At 44.7% G+C, this 25,489-nt stretch carries 24 protein-coding genes; 13 read left to right on the top strand and 11 right to left on the bottom strand.

Annotation, left to right across the window (positions count from 1 at the left end):
* Positions 1–2: 2 nt before the first annotated feature.
* The 6 genes from AC6H1S_RS02385 to mutL all read right to left on the bottom strand — a co-directional run bounded on the left by AC6H1S_RS02385 (position 3) and on the right by mutL (position 7,040).
* Positions 3–992: a M28 family peptidase gene (locus AC6H1S_RS02385; protein WP_497564991.1), complete on the bottom strand. Its 990-nt coding sequence runs from the start codon at positions 990–992 to the stop codon at positions 3–5.
* A 71-nt stretch (positions 993–1,063) separates the two neighbouring features.
* The gene (cysS, locus tag AC6H1S_RS02380) at positions 1,064–2,524 is read right to left on the bottom strand and encodes a cysteine--tRNA ligase (protein WP_199138774.1); all 1,461 of its coding nucleotides are present in this window, start codon (positions 2,522–2,524) and stop codon (positions 1,064–1,066) included.
* Positions 2,525–2,548: 24 nt separating this feature from the next.
* Positions 2,549–3,658 (bottom strand): endonuclease/exonuclease/phosphatase family protein, encoded by a 1,110-nt coding sequence (locus AC6H1S_RS02375; RefSeq protein WP_497564990.1) that lies wholly within the window; start codon positions 3,656–3,658, stop codon positions 2,549–2,551.
* Positions 3,658–4,503 (bottom strand): rhomboid family intramembrane serine protease, encoded by an 846-nt coding sequence (locus AC6H1S_RS02370; protein ID WP_497564989.1) that lies wholly within the window; start codon positions 4,501–4,503, stop codon positions 3,658–3,660. Before AC6H1S_RS02370 ends, AC6H1S_RS02375 begins: the two co-directional genes overlap by 1 nt.
* Positions 4,496–5,188, bottom strand: coding sequence for a rhomboid family intramembrane serine protease (locus AC6H1S_RS02365; RefSeq protein WP_199138768.1), 693 nt, complete (start codon positions 5,186–5,188; stop codon positions 4,496–4,498). Before AC6H1S_RS02365 ends, AC6H1S_RS02370 begins: the two co-directional genes overlap by 8 nt.
* Before the next feature lie 4 nt (positions 5,189–5,192).
* Positions 5,193–7,040 (bottom strand): DNA mismatch repair endonuclease MutL, encoded by a 1,848-nt coding sequence (gene mutL / locus AC6H1S_RS02360; RefSeq protein WP_497564988.1) that lies wholly within the window; start codon positions 7,038–7,040, stop codon positions 5,193–5,195.
* Between the two features lie 304 nt (positions 7,041–7,344).
* On the opposite strand from mutL, the gene AC6H1S_RS02355 reads away from it, so the two are divergent.
* Complete coding sequence (locus tag AC6H1S_RS02355; RefSeq protein ID WP_497564987.1) at positions 7,345–8,973, top strand: amidohydrolase; 1,629 nt, start codon at positions 7,345–7,347, stop codon at positions 8,971–8,973.
* Complete coding sequence (locus AC6H1S_RS02350; protein WP_199138762.1) at positions 8,948–10,777, top strand: serine hydrolase domain-containing protein; 1,830 nt, start codon at positions 8,948–8,950, stop codon at positions 10,775–10,777. The genes AC6H1S_RS02355 and AC6H1S_RS02350 overlap by 26 nt, the downstream gene beginning before the upstream one ends.
* A 76-nt stretch (positions 10,778–10,853) precedes the next feature.
* Here AC6H1S_RS02350 and AC6H1S_RS02345 read toward each other — a convergent pair whose 3' ends face one another.
* Positions 10,854–11,099: a hypothetical protein gene (locus tag AC6H1S_RS02345; RefSeq protein ID WP_199138760.1), complete on the bottom strand. Its 246-nt coding sequence runs from the start codon at positions 11,097–11,099 to the stop codon at positions 10,854–10,856.
* Between the two features lie 214 nt (positions 11,100–11,313).
* Between AC6H1S_RS02345 and AC6H1S_RS02340 the strand changes: the two genes are divergently transcribed.
* The 7 genes from AC6H1S_RS02340 to AC6H1S_RS02310 all read left to right on the top strand — a co-directional run bounded on the left by AC6H1S_RS02340 (position 11,314) and on the right by AC6H1S_RS02310 (position 17,277).
* Complete coding sequence (locus AC6H1S_RS02340) at positions 11,314–11,703, top strand: helix-turn-helix domain-containing protein (protein WP_497564986.1); 390 nt, start codon at positions 11,314–11,316, stop codon at positions 11,701–11,703.
* Between the two features lie 11 nt (positions 11,704–11,714).
* The gene (locus tag AC6H1S_RS02335; RefSeq protein WP_199138756.1) at positions 11,715–11,987 is read left to right on the top strand and encodes a helix-turn-helix domain-containing protein; all 273 of its coding nucleotides are present in this window, start codon (positions 11,715–11,717) and stop codon (positions 11,985–11,987) included.
* 82 nt (positions 11,988–12,069) lie between these two features.
* Positions 12,070–14,193, top strand: coding sequence for a TonB-dependent receptor (locus AC6H1S_RS02330; RefSeq protein WP_497564985.1), 2,124 nt, complete (start codon positions 12,070–12,072; stop codon positions 14,191–14,193).
* Positions 14,194–14,219: 26 nt separating this feature from the next.
* Positions 14,220–14,858, top strand: coding sequence for a hypothetical protein (locus tag AC6H1S_RS02325; RefSeq protein WP_497564984.1), 639 nt, complete (start codon positions 14,220–14,222; stop codon positions 14,856–14,858).
* A gap of 20 nt (positions 14,859–14,878) precedes the next feature.
* Positions 14,879–15,937: a sensor histidine kinase gene (locus AC6H1S_RS02320; RefSeq protein ID WP_497564983.1), complete on the top strand. Its 1,059-nt coding sequence runs from the start codon at positions 14,879–14,881 to the stop codon at positions 15,935–15,937.
* A complete protein-coding gene (locus AC6H1S_RS02315) occupies positions 15,930–16,673 on the top strand; it encodes a LytR/AlgR family response regulator transcription factor (protein WP_497564982.1) in 744 nt (247 codons plus the stop codon). Before AC6H1S_RS02320 ends, AC6H1S_RS02315 begins: the two co-directional genes overlap by 8 nt.
* 85 nt (positions 16,674–16,758) lie before the next feature.
* Positions 16,759–17,277: a hypothetical protein gene (locus AC6H1S_RS02310; protein WP_497564981.1), complete on the top strand. Its 519-nt coding sequence runs from the start codon at positions 16,759–16,761 to the stop codon at positions 17,275–17,277.
* 80 nt (positions 17,278–17,357) lie between these two features.
* Here the strand turns inward: AC6H1S_RS02310 and AC6H1S_RS02305 are convergent, their stop codons facing one another.
* Positions 17,358–18,320 carry an isopenicillin N synthase family dioxygenase gene (locus AC6H1S_RS02305; protein ID WP_497564980.1) on the bottom strand — a complete coding sequence of 321 codons (963 nt, stop codon included), beginning with the start codon at positions 18,318–18,320 and terminating at the stop codon, positions 17,358–17,360.
* Positions 18,321–18,556: 236 nt separating this feature from the next.
* On the opposite strand from AC6H1S_RS02305, the gene msrA reads away from it, so the two are divergent.
* On the top strand, positions 18,557–19,156 hold the full coding sequence (gene msrA, locus AC6H1S_RS02300; RefSeq protein ID WP_199138747.1) for a peptide-methionine (S)-S-oxide reductase MsrA: 600 nt from the start codon (positions 18,557–18,559) through the stop codon (positions 19,154–19,156).
* Positions 19,157–19,455: 299 nt separating this feature from the next.
* On the opposite strand, the gene AC6H1S_RS02295 is transcribed toward msrA, so the two are convergent.
* Entirely contained in the window at positions 19,456–20,406 is a 951-nt protein-coding gene (locus AC6H1S_RS02295) for an outer membrane beta-barrel protein (protein ID WP_199138744.1), read from the bottom strand.
* Positions 20,407–20,591: 185 nt separating this feature from the next.
* Between AC6H1S_RS02295 and AC6H1S_RS02290 the strand changes: the two genes are divergently transcribed.
* The 3 genes from AC6H1S_RS02290 to AC6H1S_RS02280 all read left to right on the top strand — a co-directional run bounded on the left by AC6H1S_RS02290 (position 20,592) and on the right by AC6H1S_RS02280 (position 24,847).
* Positions 20,592–21,188, top strand: coding sequence for a TetR/AcrR family transcriptional regulator (locus AC6H1S_RS02290; protein WP_199138743.1), 597 nt, complete (start codon positions 20,592–20,594; stop codon positions 21,186–21,188).
* A gap of 28 nt (positions 21,189–21,216) precedes the next feature.
* Positions 21,217–21,849, top strand: coding sequence for an NAD(P)H-dependent oxidoreductase (locus tag AC6H1S_RS02285; RefSeq protein ID WP_199138741.1), 633 nt, complete (start codon positions 21,217–21,219; stop codon positions 21,847–21,849).
* Positions 21,850–22,123: 274 nt separating this feature from the next.
* Complete coding sequence (locus AC6H1S_RS02280; RefSeq protein ID WP_497564979.1) at positions 22,124–24,847, top strand: carboxypeptidase regulatory-like domain-containing protein; 2,724 nt, start codon at positions 22,124–22,126, stop codon at positions 24,845–24,847.
* A 46-nt stretch (positions 24,848–24,893) separates the two neighbouring features.
* On the opposite strand, the gene AC6H1S_RS02275 is transcribed toward AC6H1S_RS02280, so the two are convergent.
* Positions 24,894–25,262 (bottom strand): hypothetical protein, encoded by a 369-nt coding sequence (locus AC6H1S_RS02275; RefSeq protein ID WP_199138737.1) that lies wholly within the window; start codon positions 25,260–25,262, stop codon positions 24,894–24,896.
* Between the two features lie 7 nt (positions 25,263–25,269).
* A complete protein-coding gene (locus tag AC6H1S_RS02270; protein WP_199138735.1) occupies positions 25,270–25,482 on the bottom strand; it encodes a hypothetical protein in 213 nt (70 codons plus the stop codon).
* Positions 25,483–25,489: the final 7 nt, after the last annotated feature.

Here is a 25,489-nt window from a genome sequence, read left to right as displayed (position 1 = left end):
CATTAACTAACGGGTTGCTCACGATAGATGGTCTCCAGCATGGTTTGCCCCACCGCTTTCAAGGTGTTCTTGTCAATGTTGTTCAGGTTATCGAGCTGCGTATGCCAGTTCATGTAAAAACCAGTGGCATCTGAGTAATGGATTACATCAATACAAGGAATACCCGCTTGGTTTACCCAAAAATGGTCGTCGATCAAGTTGCCTGAAGGCACATTGACAAAATAGGCCGAATAGCCGATTTCATTGCCGATATCCCATACTTTCTTCACAATTTGTGGTGCATATTTTCTAGAAACCTCGTCTTGCGTAAATTGGGCGTTGCTACCGCCTACCATATCTAGGTTGATGGCATAAAGTGGCTTGTAACCTTTTACAGGCTGATTTTTAACCCAATATTGCGAGCCCAGGCACCAAGTGGTTTCGTTTACCGATTCGTCATTGGCCTTGCCATAATCTTCAATATCCCATAAAATAAAATCAACCCCTACATTGGGTTGTTTTTGTTGCAACTGGCGAGCCATCTCCAACATCACAGCCACGCCGCTGGCGCCGTCGTTGGCGGCGTCAAAAGGTTTATCGTGCATATTGGCATCAGGATCTTGGTCTGAAAATGGACGGGCATCCCAGTGTGCGGTAATCAATACCCGCTGTTTTTTCTCTGGATAAAAAGCGGCGATGATATTTTTTAGCTGATGGCTCTTGCCGTCGTAGGTTTTGGTGGCACCTTCTTGTACAAACACTTGTCCGCCAAAAGATTTGAATTGCTTCACCAAATAAGCGGCACACGCGGCGTGGGCTTTGGTTGAGGGAATGCGAGGGCCAAAATCAACCTGGGCCTTGGTATAGGCCAAAGCACTGTCGGCATTAAAATCTGGCGACACAAGCTTCACTTCTTGTGTGGGCTGGTCGGTTGTTGCACCTGGCTTGTTGTTATTGCAGGCCGCTAACACGGCAAGTGCAATCAGGGCTAGCGGTAAATACTTTTTGATCATGAAATTCTTTTTTATATTAAATAGCAAAGACTAAAGCCAAAAGACTGCGGACTACACCATCTACTTCCAACCTAAACCTTGCTCCAGGTGGTTCCTTCTTTGCTGTCTTTTAACTGGATGCCTATTTTTTGCAAGCCTACCCTGATCATATCAGAAGTGGCATAATCTTTATTTTCTTTGGCTTCTTTGCGCAGGTTAATCACCATATCCAACACCTCATTAAACTCGCCGTTGCTGGTGTCTTCGTCTTTCAGTCCAAAAATATCGGTTACAAAATCATCCATCAGCTTTTTCAGGGCCTCAAGTTCGGTGGCCGAAATCTTGGCGCTGCCGTCGTAAACCGTATTGATGATGCGAACAGCTTCAAAAAGTTCGGCAATAACTACCGGACTGTTGAAATCATCGTTCATGGCATTGATACAGTTGATGCGGATCGGTTCGATGGCTACATCGCTCTGTTCGCTGGCTACCAGCTTTGGCAAAAGGGCGATGGCATTCATCATGCGCTTAAAGCCCTTTTCTGAAGCATCCAACGCATCGTTAGAAAAATCCAAGGTGCTTCGGTAATGAGCCTGCAGCATAAAGAACTTCACCGTCATGGGGCTATAGCCTTTTTTAAGCAAGGGATGGCTGCCCGTAAACAGCTCTCCTGGCAAAAAGCCGTTACCTGCCGATTTAGACATCCTGGTGCCATTAACCGTTAGCATATTGGTATGCATCCAATATTTAGCTGGCTGGTGATGGCTACAGGCTTCAGACTGTGCAATTTCATTGGTATGGTGCGTAGCGGCCAAGTCCATGCCTCCCCCGTGGATATCGAATTCGCTGCCCAGGTATTTGGCGCTCATGGCCGAACACTCGATGTGCCAACCCGGAAAGCCCATGCCCCATGGCGATGCCCACTGCATCAGGGTTTCGGGCTTGGCTTTGATCCACAAGGCAAAATCCAATCGGCCGTGCTTATCGCCCTGGCCATCCAGTTCTCTGGTATTGGCCAACAGGTCGTCGAGGTTGCGATTGGTTAAAATGGTATAGTTGTATTTTTTGCTGTACTTTTCTACATCGAAATAAATGGTGCCATCTACCTCATAGGCATAGCCGTTATCCATGATGACTTTGATCATTTCAATCTGCTCGATGATATGACCGGTTGCGGTAGGCTCGATGCTTGGCGGCAAGGTATTGAACATGCGCAACACTTCGTGGAAACCCAACGTATATTTCTGTACAATTTCCATCGGCTCCAACTGCTCAAGCTTGGCGCGCTTTGCAAATTTATCATCGCCCTCGTCCCTATCGCCTTCCAAGTGGCCGGCATCCGTAATATTCCTTACGTAGCGAACTTTGTAGCCACTGTATTTCAGGTACCTGAAAATAAGGTCGAACGAGATAAAAGTTCTACAATTGCCCAAATGCACATCGCTGTAAACGGTTGGCCCGCACACGTACATGCCCACATGTGGTGCATTTAGCGGTTCGAATACTTCTTTTTTTCGAGAAAGGGTATTGTATAATTGGAGATCTTGTATCATGCTGCAAATGTAAATAAAAACCGTTTAAGGCTTGCTTTTTAAACGCAGGTCGCTGCGAACAGGAAAATGGTCTGACAATTTTGCTTCAACAATATGGTAATTAACCACTTCAAAGTCTTTTGTGGTGGCAATATAATCGATTTGAAAGTTCGGAAATTTGCCATTATAGGTGCGCCCCAAGCCTCTTCCCTGTTTGATGAAGGCATTGTTCAGCGAATAGGTCATTTGGGTTACCGCATAAGAAGCGGGCGTGTCGTTAAAGTCGCCGGCAATAATGTAGGGAACCGTACAGGTACGCATGTGGGCCTTCATGATACCTACCTGCTCGCTGCGCTTTTTGAATGCGCTCCTCAACATGCGTACAATGCGCTTAGAAGGATTCATCTGCGGATCCATTTCCTTTACCTTTTCTAAATAGGTATAATCTTCTTTTTCGAAAGAGATCGATTGCAGATGGATGTTATAAACCCTGATGGTTTGGCCGTTCACATCCAGGTCGAGGTAGATGCTCTCGTTGCCTGCATTTGGCTCGAAAATAATCTGACCCTTGTTTTTGATGGGATATTTAGAAAAAATAGCCAATCCAATAGCCTCCGACTGGCTTTTCATGGTAGGCTGAAAATAATAGTACTGGGTGTTGAGCATTTTCATCAGGCTATCAACCGTATCAAAAGGCCCTTTGTAGCGGGTATAAAATTCCTGGAAACAAATGATGTCGGGATTTTGGGTCTTCACTACATCGAGCATCTTGGCTTTTATGCCTTGCGTAATCTCTTCGCCATAGGGCTTAAAATTGTGCACGTTGTAAGTCATCATCCGCACCAAGCCGGCTTCTTCTTTTTGGTTGGCACCCACTTTGCCAAAAAGTCCGAAGGTAGCAATAAGCGTATGCCAGCCACTGCAAATTACCACCATTGTAACCAAGCCTAATATCCAGCGCCGGCGCAGCACCCACCACACCAGCATCATTACATTACCCAACAAAAAGAAAGGATAAGCCAACCCGAAAAAGGCCAGCACGATATGTTGCCTTGGATCGTTTTGACCGGCCAAAATACCACAGACCAGGCCGATAACCAGTACAGCACTGATCAACAGCAACAACTTATCGAGAAAGGTAAACTTCTTCTTCATCAATTTTTGCTGGCCTTGAACAGCGTTTCTTTTTCTTCTTTGCTCAATTTATCGTAACCGCTTTTAGAAATCTTATCCAAAATGGCATCGATTTCGTTTTGGTTGATATGGCTTGTATTTTGCTTTACATTTTCGTTCCGAACCACTTTCAGCTTTGGCCTGCGCTTAAAAACCGAGCTCATATCGTAGCCGTTTTGCAGCAGTTTGATATAAACAAAGCCAAACAAGGCGCCGCCCAAATGGGCCAAACTGCCACCGGCGTTGCCATCGGCTGTACCAATCAGGTCTAAAACGATGTAGGCTAGCAACAAGTATTTCATTCTGACATTGCCGATAAACAACAAGCGGATTTCGTAGTTGGGTACCAACGTGGCCAAAGCCGCCATTACCGCCATTACGCAGGCCGATGCGCCAACGAGCGGAATGCCGACAAATTCCTTAAAAGCAGGAATGAAGTTAAAAATAAGTGCAAAAAAGATAGCACCTGCAATACCACCACCCAAATAAATGACATGGAATTGCCGGGGCTTGATAAAATCGAGCAACAGCTGCCCCATCCAATACAGCCAAAGCATATTGAACAGGAGGTGCAGAAAACCATCGTGAAAAAACTGATAGGTAATGAGGGTATAAAACCTGCTCAGCCATAGTTCAGGACTTGATGGAAAGGCCAGGTATTGGTATACAAGTCCATCAGCCAAACCTCTTTGTCCCGCCAAAAAACAAACTAAACCAGCCAGGCCAACCACTACAAAAATAAGCACATTGAGCCCTATATAGGCCATAGCAGGGCTACCCGACCTCAAAAACTTCAGCTTTAAATCGTACCAAATATTGTTATTCATAATAGTCGTAAAAGGTATTCTTGTTCTTCCAAAGCTTAACCAGGATATAGCCGATCAGGGCTCCACCCAAATGGGCAAAGTGCGCCACCGAATCGCCTTTAAACTGACTGAAGCCCAAAAACAATTCTATAACGATATAAATCGGAATAATATATTTGGCCTTCACCGGAACCGGAATAAACATGATATATAATTCAACATTTGGATAAAGCATGCCAAAAGCAACCAACAAGCCAAAAATAGCGCCAGAGGCCCCTAGCATCGGGGTTGAATAGATATCCCTTAATTTTGTAGCCGCTGCCAAATCGGTAATATTCAGGCCGTAAAGATTATTGATTGGGCTACCTGTAATCTGGTAAACCTCAAAAGCCTGTACCGCCCATTGCAGCGCCAAAGCGCCCAGGCCGGTAATCAGATAAAAATTAATGAAACGTTTGCCTCCCCAATGCGCTTCTAAAATACTGCCGAACGAGTAGAGGGCAAACATATTGAAGAAGATGTGCGCCAACCCTCCATGCATAAACATATAGGTAATGGGTTGCCAAATCTTAAAGAATGGAGAGTTAAAATAAAAAACAGATAGATTTTCAACCATAAATTCTCGCTGAAACCAAGTGGCTGCAAAGAAAATGATATTGATAATGAGCAGGTTTTTGACTACCGGAGGAATATTTAAGTTATTCATAAAATTACTTTTCAAATTTTTGGATCAGCTCGGCCAAGGTAATGGTTTGGATTACCGGCCGGCCACCAATGCTAAAGTTAGGAGTTTTACAGGCAAAAAGTTCTTCAATCAGCGCATTCATTTCCTGTTGGCTCAATACCGTACCGCTTTTAATGGCGCTGTTACGGGCCATGCTTCGGGCCAAGGCATCGCGCTTGTCTAATTTAAGTTCTTGCTGCGAATTTTTAAAGCCTTCTATTAGGCATTCAAACAGCTCGGTTTCGTTGATGTTGCTGCTGCCCAAATCGACCGGAATGCCTTCGATAACCAAGGTATTTTTACCAAACTCGCGCACTTCAAAACCCAGGCTCTTGATATCGTCGAGCAGGCCTTTGGCCAATTCGTAATCGTTGGCACTCAAAGTTACCGTTTGCGGAAACAGGCTTTGTTGCGAGGCGCCCTTGCGGTCTTCCAGGTGCAGCAAAAACCTTTCGTATAAAATACGTTCGTGTGCCGCCTGCTGGTCGATGAGCATAATGCCAGATTTGATCTGTGAAACAATATAACGGTTATGGATCTGCATAAATTGTTTCTGCACCGGCTCAAACTGTTCGTCGCGGGGCGAGCTGCCCAAATCGATGCTCGCCTGTTCAGGCTGCTGGTGCTGTACCACCTCGTACAACGAACCCCAATTCTTGGCGCTAGGCGCATGCGGCACGGGGCTTCTTGAGGCAAAACTGCCCGAACTGGCCGGCTTGCTTTGGGCAAAAGGATTAAAATCGGGGTTAAAAGAAATGCTCGGAGGCACAATATCTTCGGGTGCAATGGGGCTGATCATGTTGCTAAAGCCCGTTTCCTGGTCAAAATCGATGGTTGGACTGATGTTGAACTTGCCCAGTGATCTTTTTACCGCCGAATGGATAATGGCATAGATGGATTTTTCATCCACATACTTGATCTCGGTTTTGGTAGGATGCACGTTCACATCAATTTTTGCCGGATCGATATCGATGAATAGCACATACAAAGGAAAGTTATCATCGGGCAACAGTTCTTCGTAGGCCCGGTTAATGGCATGGTTCAAATAACCGTCTTTGATAAAGCGCTCATTTACAAAAAAGAACTGTTCGCCCCTTGTTTTTTTGGCAAATTGGGGCTTGCCGATAAAGCCTTTGAGGTTAATAATGGTGGTTTCTTCTTCTACCGGAATTAAGCGCTCATTGTAGTTATTGCCCAGCAAATGCACAATGCGCTGTTTCATGCCCGAGGCCGGCAGGCGATAAATCTCTACCCCATCGTGGTGCAAACTAAAGGCAATATGGGGCCTGGCCAGCGCAACCCGCTGAAATTCGTCGATGATGTGGCGCATCTCGGCCGGATTGCTCTTCAAAAAATTTCTTCGTGCCGGAATGTTATAAAACAGGTTTTTGACGGCGATACTGGTTCCGTTAGGGCAACCGGTTGGTTCTTGTTTGATAAAAGTCGAACCTTCAATCTGAATTAGGGTACCTACTTCGTCTTCATGGCGTTTGGTTTTCATTTCAACCTGTGCAATGGCGGCAATAGAAGCCATCGCTTCGCCCCTAAAACCCATGGTACGAATGGCAAACAAATCTTCGGCCTTGCGCACTTTCGAAGTGGCATGGCGTTCAAAACAGAGGCGCGCATCGCTAATGCTCATGCCACAGCCGTTATCTATCACTTGGATCAGGGCCTTGCCTGCATCTTTTACAATCAGCTGTATCTTGTCTGCCCCTGCATCTATGGCATTTTCTAAAAGCTCTTTTACCGCCGAAGCCGGTCGCTGTACCACCTCACCTGCCGCAATCTGGTTGGCAACACTGTCGGGTAAAAGTTGAATAATATCAGACATCTATTATGGTTGTGTAAAGGTGCTAATTTAGCGAAAATAAGCCTTATCCATAAGCCTGTTTTCACAATACTGATACTAAATGACTTAACTATGTGGTTCAATGGCCCATGAGCTCATTGGTTTGTTGGCCGTTGCCGGGTTTTAAAGAAGTGGGTTGAACCGGGGCAAAAATCACAAGCTTTTTATATCTTTAAAGCATGAAACCATCATGGTGCATGAAAGGTGAAAGGATCAAACAAACCAGCAGGATTTTAAAAAGGTCTCTACGCCAGTTTCATTGCCATCAAAAGAAACCAACACACAGATGAAAAAGATTTTATCCCTACTCCTTTTATTGGCTGTTTTTTGCAGTTGCAGCAAGCCAAGGGCAGATTTGATTGTCTACAATGCCAAAATCTATACCGTTAACAACAAATTTGACATCGAGGAGGCCATGGCGATTAAGGATGGCAAGATTATACAACTGGGCAAAAATGCCGCCATCAAAGGCCAATATGAGGCCAAAGAGGAGCTTGACGCACAAGGTAAAGCCATTTACCCTGGCTTTATCGATGCCCACGCCCACTTTTTCGGCTATGGCCAGAGTTTGCAAACGGCCGACTTGCGAGGCACCAATAGCTGGGAGGAAGTTTTAGACAGGCTGAGCGAATTTGCCAAAACCCATCCCGAGGGCTGGCTTACCGGACGTGGCTGGGACCAAAATGACTGGCCCGACAAACAGTTTCCGACCAGGGAAAAACTAGACCAGCTTTTCCCGAACAGACCCGTATTATTGGAACGGATAGATGGCCATGCCGCTGTTGCCAATGATATTGCATTGAGCGAGGCGGGCATCACCAAATCATTTACCTTAACCGGAGGCGATATTGTAGAAAAAGACGGTAAGCTGACCGGTTTGCTCATCGACAATGCAGTTGAACTCGTAGCCAGCAAAGTACCTTCGCCAGATTCAATTCAAACCAAAAAAATGTTACTGGACGCACAAAAAAACTGCTTTGCTGTAGGCCTCACTACCATAGACGACTGCGGACTGGATTACGATGCCGTTGAGTTTATCGAAAAGCTGCAGGCCGATAAAAGCCTAAAAATGCGTTTGTATGTGATGCTTTCCGATGCCGAGAAAAACTTCGAATACCTGTTTAAACGAGGCGCCATAAAAACCGACCGGCTCAATGTACGTGCCTTTAAGGTTTATGCCGATGGTGCATTGGGCTCGAGAGGCGCCTGCTTATTGCATCCTTACACCGATATGCCCAAAAAATCGGGTTTTTTGCTGAGCGACATCAAGCACTTTCAAGAGGTAGCCCAAAAAATAAACCAGCATAACTTTCAGATGTGCACCCACGCCATCGGCGATTCGGCCAACCGCAGCATCTTAAAAATCTATAACGAGGTACTTGGAGGCAAAAACGATAAACGCTGGCGCATTGAACATGCACAAGTAGTAGCTCCTAGCGATTTTGCTCTGTTTGGCAAAACCAGTGTTATACCTTCTGTACAGCCTACACATGCCACTTCAGATATGTACTGGGCAGCCGACCGTTTAGGCCACGAAAGAATAAAAGGTGCCTATGCCTACAAACAATTGATGGCCCAAAATGGTTGGATACCATTGGGCACCGACTTTCCGGTTGAACAGATTAACCCGATGCTTACTTTTTATGCCGCAACCATCAGAAAAGACAGCAAAGACTATCCAACCGGAGGATTCCAGATGGAAAATGCCCTTACACCAGAAGAAGCTTTGCGAGGCATGACCATCTGGGCCGCCAAAGCCAATTTCGAAGAAAAAGAAAAAGGAAGCTTGGAAGTGGGCAAATTGGCTGATTTTGTCTTGATGGATAAAGACATAATGAAGGCCACGCCACATCAGATTTTAGACAACAAAGTGTTAAAGACCTACCTGAATGGAGAAAAAGTATATGAGAAATAACCTGGCTGGCGTAATTGCCATTTGCCTAGCTACCGTTTTTACGTTGAGCGCATGCGCCCAAGATCACAAACAGAACGAAAACAGACTTAAAAACATCAATGCCATTGCCAAAAGCGATGTTCTTTTAAACAATCAGCAGGGATTTATTCCCCTAACCAAACTGGCCGAAAAAAAAATTGCTTCGGTAAACCTTGGCTTCGTTTACCAAGCGCCGTTCGACAGCCTGCTCAACAAATATGCCGATGTCAAATCGCTTAATGCCGAAAAATACAAAGACTCTGCTACCCTAAACGACCTGGAAGATGATCTTAAATATTTTAGCACGGTAATTATTGGCCTAACCGACCAAATGGCCAGCAATGGTCGCTACCTCAATTTCATCAGCAATGTGGCTAAACACAAAGAACTGGTATTGGTACTGTTTGGCGACGGCAAAAACCTATCGGCGTTCGACAACCTAAGCTCGCCCATTGTATGGAGCCCACAACAAAGTGCCGAAGCTGCCATGATTGCCCCCCAAGTAATTTTTGGAGGCATAGCCGCCGAACAAGTGTTAGCCAAAACCTATTCTGGCAAATACACCCAAGGTTCAGGCTTTAAAACCACGGTTACCCGCCTAAAGTATACCGTACCCGAAGATGCCGGCGTAAATACCGAAAACCTGATGGAAATAGACAGGATTGCGGCCGAAGCCATTGCCGGCAAGGCAACGCCTGGGCTGGTAGTACTGGTAGCCAAAGATGGCAAGGTTATTTACAACAAAGCCTACGGTTTTCACACCTATGCCAACGCTATGCCCGATAAAGTTACCGATATATTCGATTTGGCGTCGGTAACCAAAACCACTGCCACCACGCCCAGCGTCATGCGTTTGGTTGAGGAAAACAAATTAAAGCTCGACACCAATATTGGCTATTACATTCCGAAAGCACGCAATACGCCGATGGAAAATATTAACGTGCGCGAGGTAATGCTGCACCAGGCCGGCTTTATTCCCTACATCCCTTTTCATAACTTTATTAAAGAAGGCGATTATAGCCGCGACTCTTCGGCCGCCTATCCGACCAAAGTGGCAGACAATTATTACATCAAAAAAGGATTTTTTAGCGATTTCATGTGGCCGAAGATGCTCAACTCGCCCATTAAAACCCGTGGCGCTTACGTATACAGCGACATCAGCATGTACGTTATGAAGGATATTGTAGAACACATTACCGAAGAACCTTTGGACAAATATGCGCTCGACAACTTTTACACGCCATTGGGCATGCACACTGCCGGATTTTTGCCGAGGAACCGTTTCAGCAAAGACCTGATTGTGCCTACAGAAGACGACAAGGTTTTTAGAAAGACGCTTCTAGAAGGCTATGTACACGATCAGGGCGCCGCCTTGGCTGGCGGTGTTTCTGGCCATGCCGGTTTATTTGCCAATGCTAACGATTTGGCCATCTTTTATCAGTTATTGCTCAATAAGGGAACTTATGGTGGCGAACAGTACTTTAAACCCCAAACCGTAGAAACCTTTACCAGCAAACAGTCTAATGTGAGCCGCAGGGGCCTTGGCTTTGATCGTTGGGATCCAGACTTGAGCAAAAAATATCCGTCAGAATTAGCTTCGTCGCAAACTTTTGGACATACGGGTTATACCGGAATCGGGGTTTGGGTTGACCCATCGAGAGGGTTGGTTTACATCTTTTTGTCTAACCGCGTAAACCCACAGGTTTCAGACAACCTCTTGAAAATGAACATCCGTCCGCGTATTCAGGATGCCATCAACAGGGCTATCGACAAAGGAAACAACTAATAAAACCCAAAATGGCCAATTTATAGCATAATAAATGCTATAAATTGGCCTGCAATAGAAGTTGATATTGTTGAAATTACCCGCCTCCAATACCGCCGCAGGTTGATGTTTTTTTATTATAACCACTTTTATTCGCACAATAGCCGTCCCAATTGGAAGGACTGCAATCAGATACCTCGAACGAATCGTCGATCAAACTGCCATCCGCCGTACGACACGCCATCCAAATCTTACCGCCGCCTCCTATCTCAAAAGAGCCCGGATCATCTCCACCTAATACCATTTTCATTTCAGCTTTGCTGAGCAAATTCATTTTTTTCATCGTTAAAGTTGTTTTAGTTTGGTCAAACCTCTTTTAGCCGGGTTTGCTAAGCTTTATCAATCACCATGTACTGACGGATAAGCTAAATTTAGAAGTACCGGCTCCCAAAGCGAAAAAATAACGGAATAATTTTATTGGTATAAAGAATGAATTTATCCCCCGTTTTCGGCTAGCAGATTGTCAATTCTTATAACACCTGATTAAACCGAAAAAGATGAGAACGATAAAGAGCGGAATTATGCGGAGGTATAGAGATGAAAAATGCTATTCTCAAGCCTTTGTAGCCAATAAACTGGGCATCACCCAAAGCGCCTATCAAAAAATAGAAACTGGCGATGTAAAGATTACTTTAGAACGATTGGCCCAGATTGCTATCATTTTGGAAAAAAAAATAGAAGATTTTTTAGACTGCCCAGAAAAAAGCGGCCCTATCAAAGACACAGTCTTACAGCACCACAAGCAATTTAATTTTATGGAGAAAATCATTCTTCAACAAGCAAAGTGGATAGAAGAACTTGAACTTAAATTAAAAACAAAAGATGACGAAATCGAAAATTTGAAGCGTCAGTTGGCTTCTGCAAAACTCCAGCAGCCTTCTACTTAAACCTTATTTTTATGCCATTAGAATCAAAACAACCAAAGATCAATGAGCTAAAAATCATCCGTCATGCCGCATTACTAAGTGCCAACGAAATGAAGGCATTTAAACCACACAAAATAAACAGTTTTAGAACGGAGAAGAAATACAGCCAGGCCTTTATGGCCTATAAACTAGGGCTAAGCCTGGGCAGTTACCAAAAACTTGAAAGCGGGGAAACCAAAATTTCCTTGTTTCAACTGATACAGATCGCCATTGCTCTGGAAAAGCTGCCCCAGGATTTTTTATAACACCACAGCAACTCGTCGCTAAAAAACAACCGCTCGTCGGAAATCGCTGTGCAAAAAGCCTCTTCAGCGCCAAATTTGAGGCATGAAATGTCAAAGGCTTTACTTTTTGCTCAGCTTCTTGCCTATTTCCTTATGGACACCTGGCAACTCGGCCGCTCAAATTAGGATTAAGGGAAATGTTACAACCATTACTCATAAAGCCGTTCCTTTTGCTTCTGTTGGCATTAAGGGCAGCTATGATGGCACGACGGCCGACAGTACGGGAAAATTCCATTTTACAACCAGCGAAAGAGGCCTTAAAACCCTATTGGTTAAGGCAATGGGTTACGAAACCGATAGCCTAACGATTGATCTAAACAAACCTGTTGACTCATTGCAATTCCGCTTAACCGAAAAATCAAATTCGTTGAATACCGTGACCATTGGCATAGGAAGCTTCGTTTCGGGCATTCAGGGAAAGGGAATTTCGTTAAACGCCCTCGATATTGCCACAACGCCGGGCATGGCCGCCGATATCTTTGGCGCCATGCAAACCCTGCCCGGCGCACAAATGGCTTTTGGCGAAAGCGGCCTGCTGGTTCGCGGAGGCTCTACGGCAGAAACCAAAACTTTTATCGATGGCATGCTCATGAAAAATCCCATCAATGCCCAGGTGCAGGGGCTCTCATCGCGGGCCCGTTTGTCGGCTTTCAACTTTAGGAGTACCGATTTTTCTACAAGTGGCTATGCGGCACAGTTTGGGCAGGCACTGTCTTCTGTTTTATCGCTCCAAACCAATAACATCCCCGAAAAAACAAGCACCACAATCCGCTTGCTTTCGGTAGGTGTTGAAGCCCAGCAAAACATCAACTTAAAAAACAGCGGACTGGTTTTAACAGGCAGCTATTATAACCTTAAACCAAACTATACTTACTTAAACCCCTCGCAAATAGACTGGATCAAGCCCCCGGCAACAGCAACCATAGGTACCCAATTTATGCACCGCATAGGCGAAACCGGCATGTTCAAATACTATATGGACTACAGCGATTCGAAACTCGGGCTAAACCGCGCCACCCCAAACAGCATGAATGATTTTGCGGTCGTACATAATAAAAATTCCTACCTCAATACCACTTATCAAGATGCACTATCGCCGTTATGGAGATTAGAAACCGGCATTGCTTACAGCTACACCAAAGATGACATCAAAATACGGCTTGGAAATGTACAGCGTTTAGACCAATTGCTGCAATTGCGTGCCGTTGCAATACACGATGTCGGCAAATTATCTTTGATCCGTTTTGGGGCTGAAACATTTTATACCAATCGGGGAGAATCGCTCAACGAGTTATCTCGAAGCTACCAAGACCAATTGTCTGCCGTTTTTGCAGAAACAGACCTATACCTGAGCAGAAAATTGGCCATTCGGGCCGGGTTAAGGGGCGAATACTCTTCCTATCTGGCAAAATCCAACCTCTCTCCAAGAATTTCGTGCACCTATAAACTGAACAGTTACACGCAAGCTGGCCTCGGTTATGGCCGTTATTTCCAATCGCCAGCCGATGAATACTTGTTGCGTTCAAAATTAGATTTCCAAATCGCCGACAGTTACGTAGGGAATTTCGAATACAAAAAATCGGGCTATAACTTCAGAGTCGAAGCCTATTTTAAAGCCTATGGCCAATTAATCAAAACGGCGGATGGCCTTTTCAACAACAACGGAGATGGCTATGCCAAAGGCTTTGACTTGTTTTGGCGGGACAAAGAAAGCATGAAGGATTCCGAATACCGCATTGGCTACTCGTTTCTCGACACCAAAAGAAACTACCTGGACTACCCTACATTGGCCACACCAGGCTTTGTCTCTAAACATACCTTTAATATCTTTTACAGAAAATACTTCGGCGATATCAAGACCCAGCTTAATGCCGGCTATGTTTTTGCCACCGGAAGGACCTATTACAACCCCAACAACCCGCATTTTTTGGCAGATAAAAGTCCGAATTACCACGACATCAGCGTAAATGCGAACTACATCACCACCTTGTTCAAGCAACTGGCGGTAGTTTATGTAAATGTGGGCAATGTTTTGGGTCTTCGACAAATATACGGCTATAACTATACCGCCGACGGAACTGTCCGGACGCCCATTACGCCCTCAACCAAAAGAAATATCATACTGGGCCTGATCATCACCATAGGCGACAATACTTTTTACAACTAAACCAATCACTTACCAAAAATCAAATCATGATGAAAAACCTGATCATTTTATTCAGCTTATTGGCTTTTACAATCCTAGCCAAAGCCCAAAACACACCTTATGTGAAGGCCATGCAAAATGCGATTGCCCTGCTAAACAAAGCACAGGAAAAGAGCGATTTTATTACCCAGGCTGCCACGTTTAACAGAATTGCCGATGCCGAACCCAAGGCTTGGCTGCCTTTGTATTACGCCTCCTATGCCAACTTGATGGGTGGATTGAGCGAAGCCAATGCCAAAGAGAAGGATGCTTTTTTCGACCTTGCGCTTCAGTTGCTGGACAAAGCCGAAAAGATAACCGGCAGCAACGACGAAGTTTATGCCTTACGTGGTTATGTGCAGTACATGAAAGTATCTATCGACCCGATGAACCGTCTCCATTTTGTGGCCGCTTCTAAAGCGGCATTGGAAAAAGCACAGGCGCTTAATCCAGAAAACCCGCGCATTTACCTCATCAAAGGACAGAATACATTTTACACGCCAGAAAATTTTGGAGGCGGAAAGGCCGCCGCCAAACCCATTTTAGAAATGGCCAAACAAAAATTTGAGGCATTTAAGCCCGCAAACGACTTATCGCCCAATTGGGGCATGGCAAGAACTGCACAATTATTAGCCCAATATCTTTAAAAAAATCGCCAATTTGCAATATGTTAACCCGGTGCAGAAAAAGCTGGTTGCGAACCAATATCAAATATGGCCTCATTGGCCTTGTGCTTGGACTTTTGGTCTATGTTACGCAATCGGCTATAGCTAATGCCTTAAAACCTATCGAATACCTTATTGCCAGTCTCACCTTTAGCACCAGCATTTCGCTCACCATTGCCAACATGGTCCATTTTGCTACCTCTACCAAGCTATTGCGCAACTGGGAAAACGTATGGCGCAATTTTACGATCTATTACCTGATTAGTTTTGCGGGCATGATTATCGCCGTAGAACTGACCTATTTGGTGCTGGGCTATTTTTACAACTGGGAAAGCCAGTTTCCGCACACCAAAGACTATCTCTTCGATTCGATTTTGGTATTGGTGGTTTGTACGCTCATTTATGTAGACATTTACCGGAAAGCCCTTCAGGCAAACAAGCTGAACCAAAAAGAGCTCGAGTTGCATAAAATGAAAGAGCTGAGGTCGAGTGCCGAACTAGAGGCCCTGCAGGCGAAGATCAATCCGCATTTTTTATACAATGCCTTAAATTCTATTGCAGGCCTTATCAAAGACAATCCCGATCAGGCCGAAGAAATGACCATTAAGCTCTCCAAGCTTTTCCGTTACAGCATTAACCAGAGCCAAGAAAACCTGGTGAGCATTAGGGAAGAAGCCGAATTGCTAAGCCTTTACCTCGAAATAGAAAAGATACGTTTTGGAAACAGGGTTACCTTTGAGGTCAACATTGGAGCCGGGTTATATACGACTAAAATTCCCAGGTTTTTGATCCAGCCTTTGGTAGAAAATGCCTTAAAACACGGCCTCAAATACAACGCCGCAAACGGCCGCTTAGCAGTTGATGTTTTTGCCGAGGTTACTGATTTGGTTATTCAAGTAGCCGATAACGGCCAACCTTTTGCCTCCGATTTAGTGTTGGGATATGGCTTGCAAAGCACTTTCGACAAAATACAGCTGCTCTATGGGGCCCATGGCAAAGTGGAGCTCATCAACAGTCCTCAAAAAATGGTTCAGATTAAAATACCTTTAGCCCATGTTTAAAACCTTAATTATAGACGACGAACCCCTAGCCAGAAGCCGACTGCGCAGGTTGCTGGCTGCTTATACCGATGCTATCGTCATTATAGGCGAAGCCGCCAACGGCGAAGAAGGGGCCGAACTGATCAACCTCTTAAAGCCCGATGTTATTTTCCTGGATATCGAAATGCCCATGCTCAATGGCTTTGAGATGCTCGACAAATTGGAGTTCCACCCCATCGTTATTTTTGCGACGGCCTACGATCAATATGCCATTAGGGCTTTTGAAGAAAACTCCATCGACTATTTGTTAAAGCCCATTGAAGCAGACCGGTTGGCAAAAACCATTCAGAAACTACAAAAAAACGTCATTAAAAACGACTTTGAGGCCATCAGACAACTTGCGTTTACCGAACCCGCCAAAAAAGCGACTACGCTGAGCCTGCAAATTGGCGAGCGTTTTGTATTAATCAAAATAGCCGACATCAATTACGTGGAAGCCGATGAGAAATATGTTTTCATCTATACCAACGACCACAAAAAATACATTACCGATTTTACGTTAAAAGCGCTGGAAGAAAAACTGGGCAAAGATTTTATGCGCATACACCGGAGCATCATCATCAACCACAATCAGGTTGCCGAAATCAGGCGAAGCTTTAATGGCGCTTTTGTATTTATCATGAAGGGGGCACAGGAAATCAGGCTAAAATCGAGCCGTTCTTATGCCAACGAAATCAGAAAGGCTTTTGAAATTTAAGTTGCAGGCTTTGGGACAGGCGTGGCAAAAACCATAAAAAACGCTTATCTTCAACTACCTTTTCAACCCTTAAAATCATCCCTTCATGAAAAAGACTGTTTTTATTTTAGCCTTACTGGTTACGGGCTTTATTAGTGCTTCAAAGGCTCAGCAGCTTAAAGATGGCCAAACCCTAGACCTCAACGGCATCGCCGTAACCTTCAACATTATTAACAAAGAAAGCATCGAGGTAAAAGACCAAAGCTTTGACCGCTACAAAGTGGTGGCCACCGTAAAAAACAACAGCCCAAAATCATTTAACGTCAGGTTGGCTTCCGCGAGCGACTTATCGGCAGCGCTTAAAAGCAAAATTGTGGAACTGAACTGCTTAAATGCAACTGGTGCCAGGCTAACTTCGAAAAAGCTAGACGTAGGCATGAAAGCGCACATGATTACGGTTACTTATCCGGGCAAAGACAAAGACGGCAAATTTGTGAGCCAAACCATGACCGTAGTGGCAGGCTATTATTTTGATGCCGGCCAAACCCTGCAAAGCGATGCTATTTTTATTGTACCCAAAGGCGAAACTCCGCAAGTATCGGTTAGAAGCCTGTTGCAAAACTAGCATCGTCGAGCCACAAGATCTACGCCATAAAAAAAGGCAGCTGACTATTCAGACAGCTGCCTTTTTTATTTTTGAATGGATTATTTTTTTAGTCCAATTTCTCTCAAGCGCTCATCCAAGTACTCGCCTGCGGTCATATCGCTGTACACTTTCGGGTGCTCGGCATCAATGGTTGATGGCAAGCTGGTCAAGTCCATATCAGAACGCGGATGCAGGAAGAATGGCACCGAGAAACGCGAGGTCTTCATCAGCTCTCTTGGCGGATTAACTACCCTGTGCGTGGTAGATTTCAGCTTGTTATTGGTTAAGCGTTGCAACATATCGCCAACGTTTACCACAATATCGGTATGGTGGGCCTTAATTGGCAACCATTCGTTGCTTCTGGTCAACACCTCAAGTCCATCGGCACTGGCACCAATCAGCAAGGTAATCAGGTTAATATCCTCATGGGCGCCAGCTCGAACTGCATCATCAGGCAACGAATCGGGGTTTTCGATAGGAAAATAATGGATACCCCTTAAAATAGAGTTACCATTGTGTACATGTTTGTCAAAATAATCGATTGGCAAACCTAAATAAGTGGCAATGGCTCTTAACAGGTGTTTACCGTTTTCTTCTAATTTTACATAAATTTCGCGGGTAACCTGGTTAAATTCAGGCAACTCCTCCAGCACTTCATTATCAGGATATTCTTTTTTAATCGGATCCCCATCAGATACTTCCTGGCCAATTTGCCAGAACTCTTTCAAATCGGCAGTTTTAGCGCCTTTTGCCGTTTCCTTGCCTGCACTGGTGTAGCCACGCTGGCCGGCCAGTTCAGGCTTTTCGTATTTGCGTTTGATTTCTACCGGAAGGGCAAAAACCGCTTTAATGTTTTCGTACAGCTTGTCAATCAATTCCTGACTTACGCCATGGTTGGTAATGGTTACAAAGCCCGAGTCGTTGAAGGCTCTTCCCAGTTCGTCGGAGAACTTTTTGCGTTGCTCCTCGTTTCCATTAATGTAGGTGCCCAAATCTAGGCATGGAATATACGGTGTAGACATATGATTTTAATTTTAATGAATATTTAAATTTAGAAAAGATATGTTAATAAAGTTTGAACCTGCCCATTTTTACCAGCTAACAATTTACAAAACAATTTGTTAAGTTATTAACAAATCTGAAAGTTCAGCGCAATTCCGGCTTTTGTCAGCAAGAAGTACATTTTTTGATTTAAAAAACTTTAATGCATCCTTTTACGTATACTTACTAAACATTGCGTACATTATATTTTCATCAGATGAAATACCTAACCATTATGGCACTAATCCTCCTATCTATGCAAGATGCAAACGCCCAAAAACCAAAAACCCTGAAAGCCACTTTTGGCATGGGCTGTTTTTGGTGCTCTGAAGCTTTATTCCAGCGATTAAACGGCGTATCGAACGTAAAGTCGGGCTATGAGGGTGGCGATATTGCCAACCCTACCTACGAAGAGGTGTGTACCGGAACCACCAACCATGCCGAGGTTATTGAAATGGAATACGATCCGGCAAAAATAAGCTACGACGAGCTACTGGAAATTTTCTGGAAAAGCCACGATGCCACCACCCTGAACAGGCAAGGTGCCGACGTGGGCACCCAATACCGCTCGGTTATTTTTTACCATAACAACGAGCAAAAAGAAATTGCCGAAAAATATAAGGCAGAGTTGAACAAAGCCAATGCCTTTGGCAAACCAGTAGTAACCGAAATTGCCAAGGCCCAGCCTTTTTATGTGGCCGAGAACTACCACCAAGACTATTACCTGAAAAATGGCGAAGCGCCTTACTGCCGACTGGTGATCTTACCCAAAATGGAAAAACTGGAAAAGCTGTTCAAAGCAAAGCTGAAACATTAAATCGTGGGAAGTTCTGGGTTGAACCATTCAGGCTTACGCCATTCAAAAGCCTAAACACGGCCACACGAAACAACCAAGCTTAATTACCTTAATTTCATGGTTGGCTATCCTATCCAAATCATGGAACCATGGAGGCATTAAGCACATTAAGGGTTATGTTAATCAAAACATGGGCTCGGCAACACGAAACAACCAAGCTCAATTAGCTTAATGGTTAAAGTAAAAAGCCTCATCCTGATCTAAATCAAGAAGAGGCTTTTTTGTTATTGTTAGCAAATCCAGGTCAGGAAAAGCGCAATCTATATTCCTATTTTCAAGCCCACGTTCAAGCCCAATCCCCCAATGTTGATATAGGATTTCAAGTCGTCGCTGGGTTGGTTCGGATTGTAATTTGCCGTACCCGCTACATTAGAGCTTGGCGTTAGCGTTTTGTGGTAATTGGTTTCCCTTACCGCGGTTGGCAAATCGTTTAGCCCAACGTTTACCTTGGTTCCGTTGGCCAAGGTTCCGGTAGCGTTAAAGCTTTTCACTTCTTTGCTATCGCTGTTTACCGATACGTTTCGATATTCGATTTCGCTAAAGAAGCTGATGTTTTTACCAATGGGGTAATTAAAGCCCGCCGCGCCTATAAAGCCGAGCGTTGGCTTAGGTTTTACCCTTTCAGAACGGGTAAGCTCAATGGCCACAAAGTTAGGGTTTACGGTTTTGGCAATGGTACCGGTTTGGTCGCTGGCCGTAGTATTGATATCTAGGTAGCCATATACGGGAACTACCGCTCCCATTTTGAGATAAGGCTTAAATTTCATTTGCGTTGGCAAGTGGAAAACCAGGCTCGGGGTTAAATCCAATGCCGAAACCTGTCCAACAGCCTCTAGTGCCAATACGCGGTTATTGCCGATGTAGCCCGTTTGCTTGGCCATGGTGTTTTTCTCGCTTTGGAAATAATTCACGCCCAATTCTACCGCCACAACATTATTGAACCTGAAACCTCCAGTTAAACCGGCACGCCAGCCCTGGCCAAACGACCCTGTTATGGTGCTTTCAGAAATCCGCGTCTGTGCACCCGACGAAGGGTTGATCGAAAACACATAATCACGTGGCTGCAACGAGCCCACATTCGGGAATTCTACCGGGGTAACCTTTAAAAAGTAGCTTCCAGTTGGCTTAAGGTAAAACCCCCTTCCTTCCTGGGCAAAAGTAGAGAGAGACGCTCCTGCTAATAATGTAGCAATCAATACAAGCTTTTTCATAACGATGAGAATTTAGGAACAAGCATATTCATTATGCTTGCATAGTATAATATTTAAACGTCATTAGGCAGCAAATGTTTTTACCTCACCCTTTTTCCTATCATTTTTTGGTCATAAACCATTTTAGATGTTTCAGTTTTGAACAAGGCATTCTACTTTTGCTAACAGTGTTAACTTTTTATTAAATGGCAGTTACAGAACGTCGGTTAAAACAGCGCGAGCAACAGAAGGAATCCATTTTGGAAGCCGCCCGCGCCATTATGCTCAAAGAGGGCTGGACTGCGGTTTCTATCCGCAAAATTGCCGATGTAATAGGCTACAGCCTGCCCGTGGTTTACAACCATTTCGAAAACAAGGATGCCATTATGGAGGATTTTATCAGGCATGGCTTTATCCTTTTGGGCGATGCCGCTCTGGCCGCAAAGGCACAATCGGCCGATCCGGCGCAACAACTTAAGCTCATTGCCATAGCTTATTACGAGTTTGCCCTTTCGCACCGCGAATACTACCAGATTATGTTTGGCCTGGGCGTACCCAATTGTGATCGCGCTAAAGAAATAGCCGAAATTGGCCGCTTTGGCGACATCATTATTGCTGCCCTCAAACAGTTGCAGGGAGGCGAATGCAGCCCCCAAACCACTTTAAAGTTCCACACTTTTTGGTCGATCCTCCATGGACTAAGCTCCATCAACATGATCAACCTTACCGCTGCCCCCGATGAACTGCAGCAAAAAGTGCTGCAAGATGCCATACAGGGCTTTATCATGAACATCAACAATTAAAAAATCACATAAAAATTAGAATAATACAATGGAATTAATAGAAGCATTGAACTGGCGCTATGCCACCAAAAAAATGAACGGACAAGCGGTACCGCAAGAAAAAGTAGACCTTATTTTAGAAGCCGCCCGCTTGGCGCCAACTTCATCCGGCTTGCAACCATTCAAGGTAATCGTGGTAACCAACCCTGAACTTAAACAAGCCTTGTTGCCACACGCCTTTAACCAATCACAAATTGTAGACTCGTCGCATCTATTGGTTTTTGCGGCTTGGGACAACTATACCCATGAGAACATTGACGAGGTATTTAACAGAACCAACCAAGAGCGTGGCGTTCCGGCCGAGGCCACTGCCGACTATGTTGCTCGCCTAAAAGGGATGTTGGTTGACCGTGAAGCCGAACTCAATTTCCAGCATGCTGCCCGTCAGGCCTACATCGGCTTCGGCATGGCTATTGCACAAGCGGCCTTACTTCAAGTGGATGCTACCCCGATGGAGGGTTTCGACAATGCCAAAGTTGACGAATTGCTGGGTCTAAGAGCCAAGAATCTGCGCAGCGTTACAATGTTGCCTTTGGGCTACCGCGATGAAACGGGCGACTGGTTAGTGGGCTTGAAAAAAGTACGTCAATCACTTGCAGATTTTGTAATCGAATTCAAATAAAATAGCTGAAAAGGCAGACTTTGGATTTGCCGAAGAAATTGCTTATCCCATTGGCAATAAAAAAGCGGGCGATTGTTTACAGTCGTCCGTTTTTTTTGATTAAGCTTTCGAAATTTTGAAAACTTCACCAATATTGATCAAACGCAGCCACTCTACATCCGCCACCCTGCACAGGCAGGTCCTTATTGTAAAAATATGTTAAAGATGAGTTACGATAAGTTTCTATCCATCAATAATCAATATATTAGCGAACATTCAACAAGTACGACAATTGATGAAACTGACCAAAATCCTTTTCGCCTTCCTGATTTCCACCTTCCTATTTAATTTATCGGCCAGTGCCCAGCAAGACAGCGTGGCCCTTAGCAATATCATTAGCAAAACCAAAAGACTTTCCGACGAGCAACCTATAGAAAAGGTTTATGTGCATTTTGACAAGCCCTATTATGCAGTGGCCGACACGGTTTGGTTCAAAGCCTATGTAACTACCGAACAGAATGTACCTTCGCCATTGAGCAAGATTGTGTATGTAGAACTGTGGACGGCCAAGGATTCACTGGTACAAACAGTTAAGCTGCCGGTTAGGAACAGCGTAGCTTACGGCAATATTCCGCTGAATATGAACACCTACAAACAGGGCAATTATTATGTAAGAGCCTATACCCTGTGGATGGCCAATTTCGACAACGCTTATTTCTTTACCAAAACCATTCCCATAGGCGAGGCGATTGACAAGCAACTCATTACCAATATTTCCTTTACCAACGAGCAGAGCGACAAAAACATCAAGACCAATGCCAAAATCCAATTTCGCGACATGACCAAAAAGGCCTATGCCAACAAAACGGTCAACTGGCAGGTCTATTCAAATTATGATGTATTTGCCAAAGGCAAGGGCACTACCGACCAAAACGGCGTACTTACCATCAGTGTAACCAGCAAAAACGGCGAACCCATTACCAAGGGCAATATTATAACCTCGCTCAGCATTAACGAAAAAGAAACCGCCAATGCAAGTTTCGATTTGAAGCAGCGCGTTAATACGGTCGATTTTCAGTTTTTCCCGGAAGGAGGCGAACTGGTTGGAGGCATTCCGAACCAGGTTGGCTTTAAGGCCGTGAGGGCTTCTGGCTTAGGTGCCGACGTGAAAGGCAGCATTATCGACGACCAAAACAACGAGATTACCGCTTTCAACAGTTCGTTTGCAGGCATGGGCTCGTTTTTCATTACACCTGAAGCCGGCAAGGTTTACCGGGCTAAAGCCACTTTTAAAGATGGCTCTACCAGTATCTACGAACTGCCAAAAGCCAATGCCAGCAGCATTAGCCTGCAGGTAATCAATTCGAATACCGAATTTGTTAATTTAAAGATCTTGGCCAATACGCCTTATTTTGAAGCCAATAAAGACAAGACTTTTTTTGTAGTGGCCCAAAACTCGAATGTGGTTTACTATGCGGCCAAAGCACCACTCAAAAACCAGGTGATCATTACCAAAATACCTAAAGGCAATTTCCCATCGGGTATTGTGCAGCTTACTTTGTTCGATGCCAACAGCAAGCCTTTGAGCGAACGCTTGGTTTTTATTCTCCATCCAAATGCCCTTAACCTGACCGTAAAAAGCGATCTGCCCTTGTACAAGCCTCGCCAAAAAGTAAAAATATCGCTCGACGCCAAGAGTGCCAGCCTCCCGGTAGCCGGCGATTTTTCGGTATCGGTAACCGACGAACAAAAAGTACCGGTTGACGAAAATAGCGAAACCACCATTTTGAGCTCGCTGTTGCTCACTTCCGACCTTAAAGGCTACATCGAAAAACCAAATTACTACTTCATCAAAACCGACGAGAAAAAACTGGCTGACTTAGACAAGCTCATGCTCACACAAGGCTATCGCAGGTTTTCTTACAAAGCCATCCTGGCCGACGAATATCCGATTGTTAATCTGCTGCCAGAACAAGGCATGAACATTACCGGCACGCTGAGAGACCGCACCGGTATGCCGATTAGAAAGGGCGCTATGCGTTTAATGGTAACCGGAAAACCGATTTCGGCCGAAACCGTAACCACCAACATGGGCGTGTTCAACTTCCAGAACCTGAACATTCCCGATTCATCGCAAGTGGTAATCAGCGCCAAGTACAATGCAAATTCGGCCAATATGATGATCATGCTCGATGGCGTTCCCTCTCCTGCGCCTTCCAAAAACCCAAACATTGCAGACGAGGTGGCCAATATCGACACCACACTATCGGCCTACCTGAACAACAGCCAAAAGCAGTACAGGTATTTGCGCACCTTAAAAACCGTAGAGATTAAAGGCGCTCCGATTAAAAAACCAAGCCATAGCGACCATGCAACCCTTTCTGGTCTTAATCCAAATCCCGACCATTTGTTAAGTGGCGACCGTTTTAGCTCGGGCTGTACAATGTTGCTGCAATGTTTGAAAACAATGGCCACCGGCCTCACTTTCGACAATGAAAATTTTTATGTTTCGAGAGATTTCAACTCGGGATCGCGAACGCCGGTTCAGGTTTTCATCAATGGAAACCCGGTTGATGCCAGAGACATCAATGGCGTAAACGCCGCAGAAGTAGAATCGGTAGAGATTTTCTTAAAGGATGACCTGGGAACCGTAGATCGTCTTTATGGAACACGTGGTGTAATGGTAATCAACACCAAGAAGGCACCTGTGGGCAAAAAAATCAGCAAGCAAGAACTGATGGACATGTTGCCCAAAACCAACATCATTACCTATTCGCCACCTGGATATGCCAAGGAAAGAGAGTTTTATGCGCCAAAATACCTTCCAGGCGCGCCAATCAACAGCAACGACTTAAGAACAACCATTTATTGGAACCCTAAGGTAATTACCGACGAAAAAGGCAATGCCAGCTTCGAATTTTTCAATGCCGACGGCAGGGGAACCTACAGAGTGGTAGTTGAGGGGCTCGACAAAAGCGGCAACCTGGGAAGAGCTGTTTACCACTATACGGTCAAATAGTTTTTTCATAAAAAAGCCCCGAAGCTATTGCTTTGGGGCTTTTGGCTTATTTAAGCGTATCTTTTACACCTGCACACAGCTCTTTTAGCTTTTGGTAGGAAGTGAATGAGTTTTTGTTCTTCTTAAAATCGATTTCTACATAGCCTGGATAAGCCTTCAGGTAAAACCGGCTACCATCACCTAAAACGATTTCGGCATCCTTTTTTTCTGCCGCATCAAAAATACGGTCGTCTTTTAAGGTACGCTCAACGTAGTCGACCACGTATTTGCTTTTCCGCTCGGGATAAGAAGCCTGAAAGTTGTAGCCTTCGTTGGTGTTCCTAATGCTGATCGATTGGCTATCAGCATGGCCACCAAATTTGCAGCCCGATGCCAATACCGCAACCAAGGCTACCATTAAGTATATTCTTTTCATATCTGTTTTATTTAATTCGTTTCAATTCTGCTGCAAAACTTCCATTTTCGCAGGCAATTATTTTGGCTATTTTTTTGTTCGCCTTTATAAATTCGAAGATAAGATCCTGGCTCTTGACGAAGCTGGTATTTTCAGTCTGCACCATGGTTTGCACCATCAAAATACCTGGCAAGCCTCCGATGATGAGCAATACCAACCTAAATCTGCTTATTGTTTTCATCGCTTCA

Source organism: Pedobacter sp. TM02, from assembly GCF_059705275.1.
The sequence above is the reverse complement of the archived record's forward strand: the minus strand, read 5'-3'. Positions and strand labels throughout refer to the sequence as shown.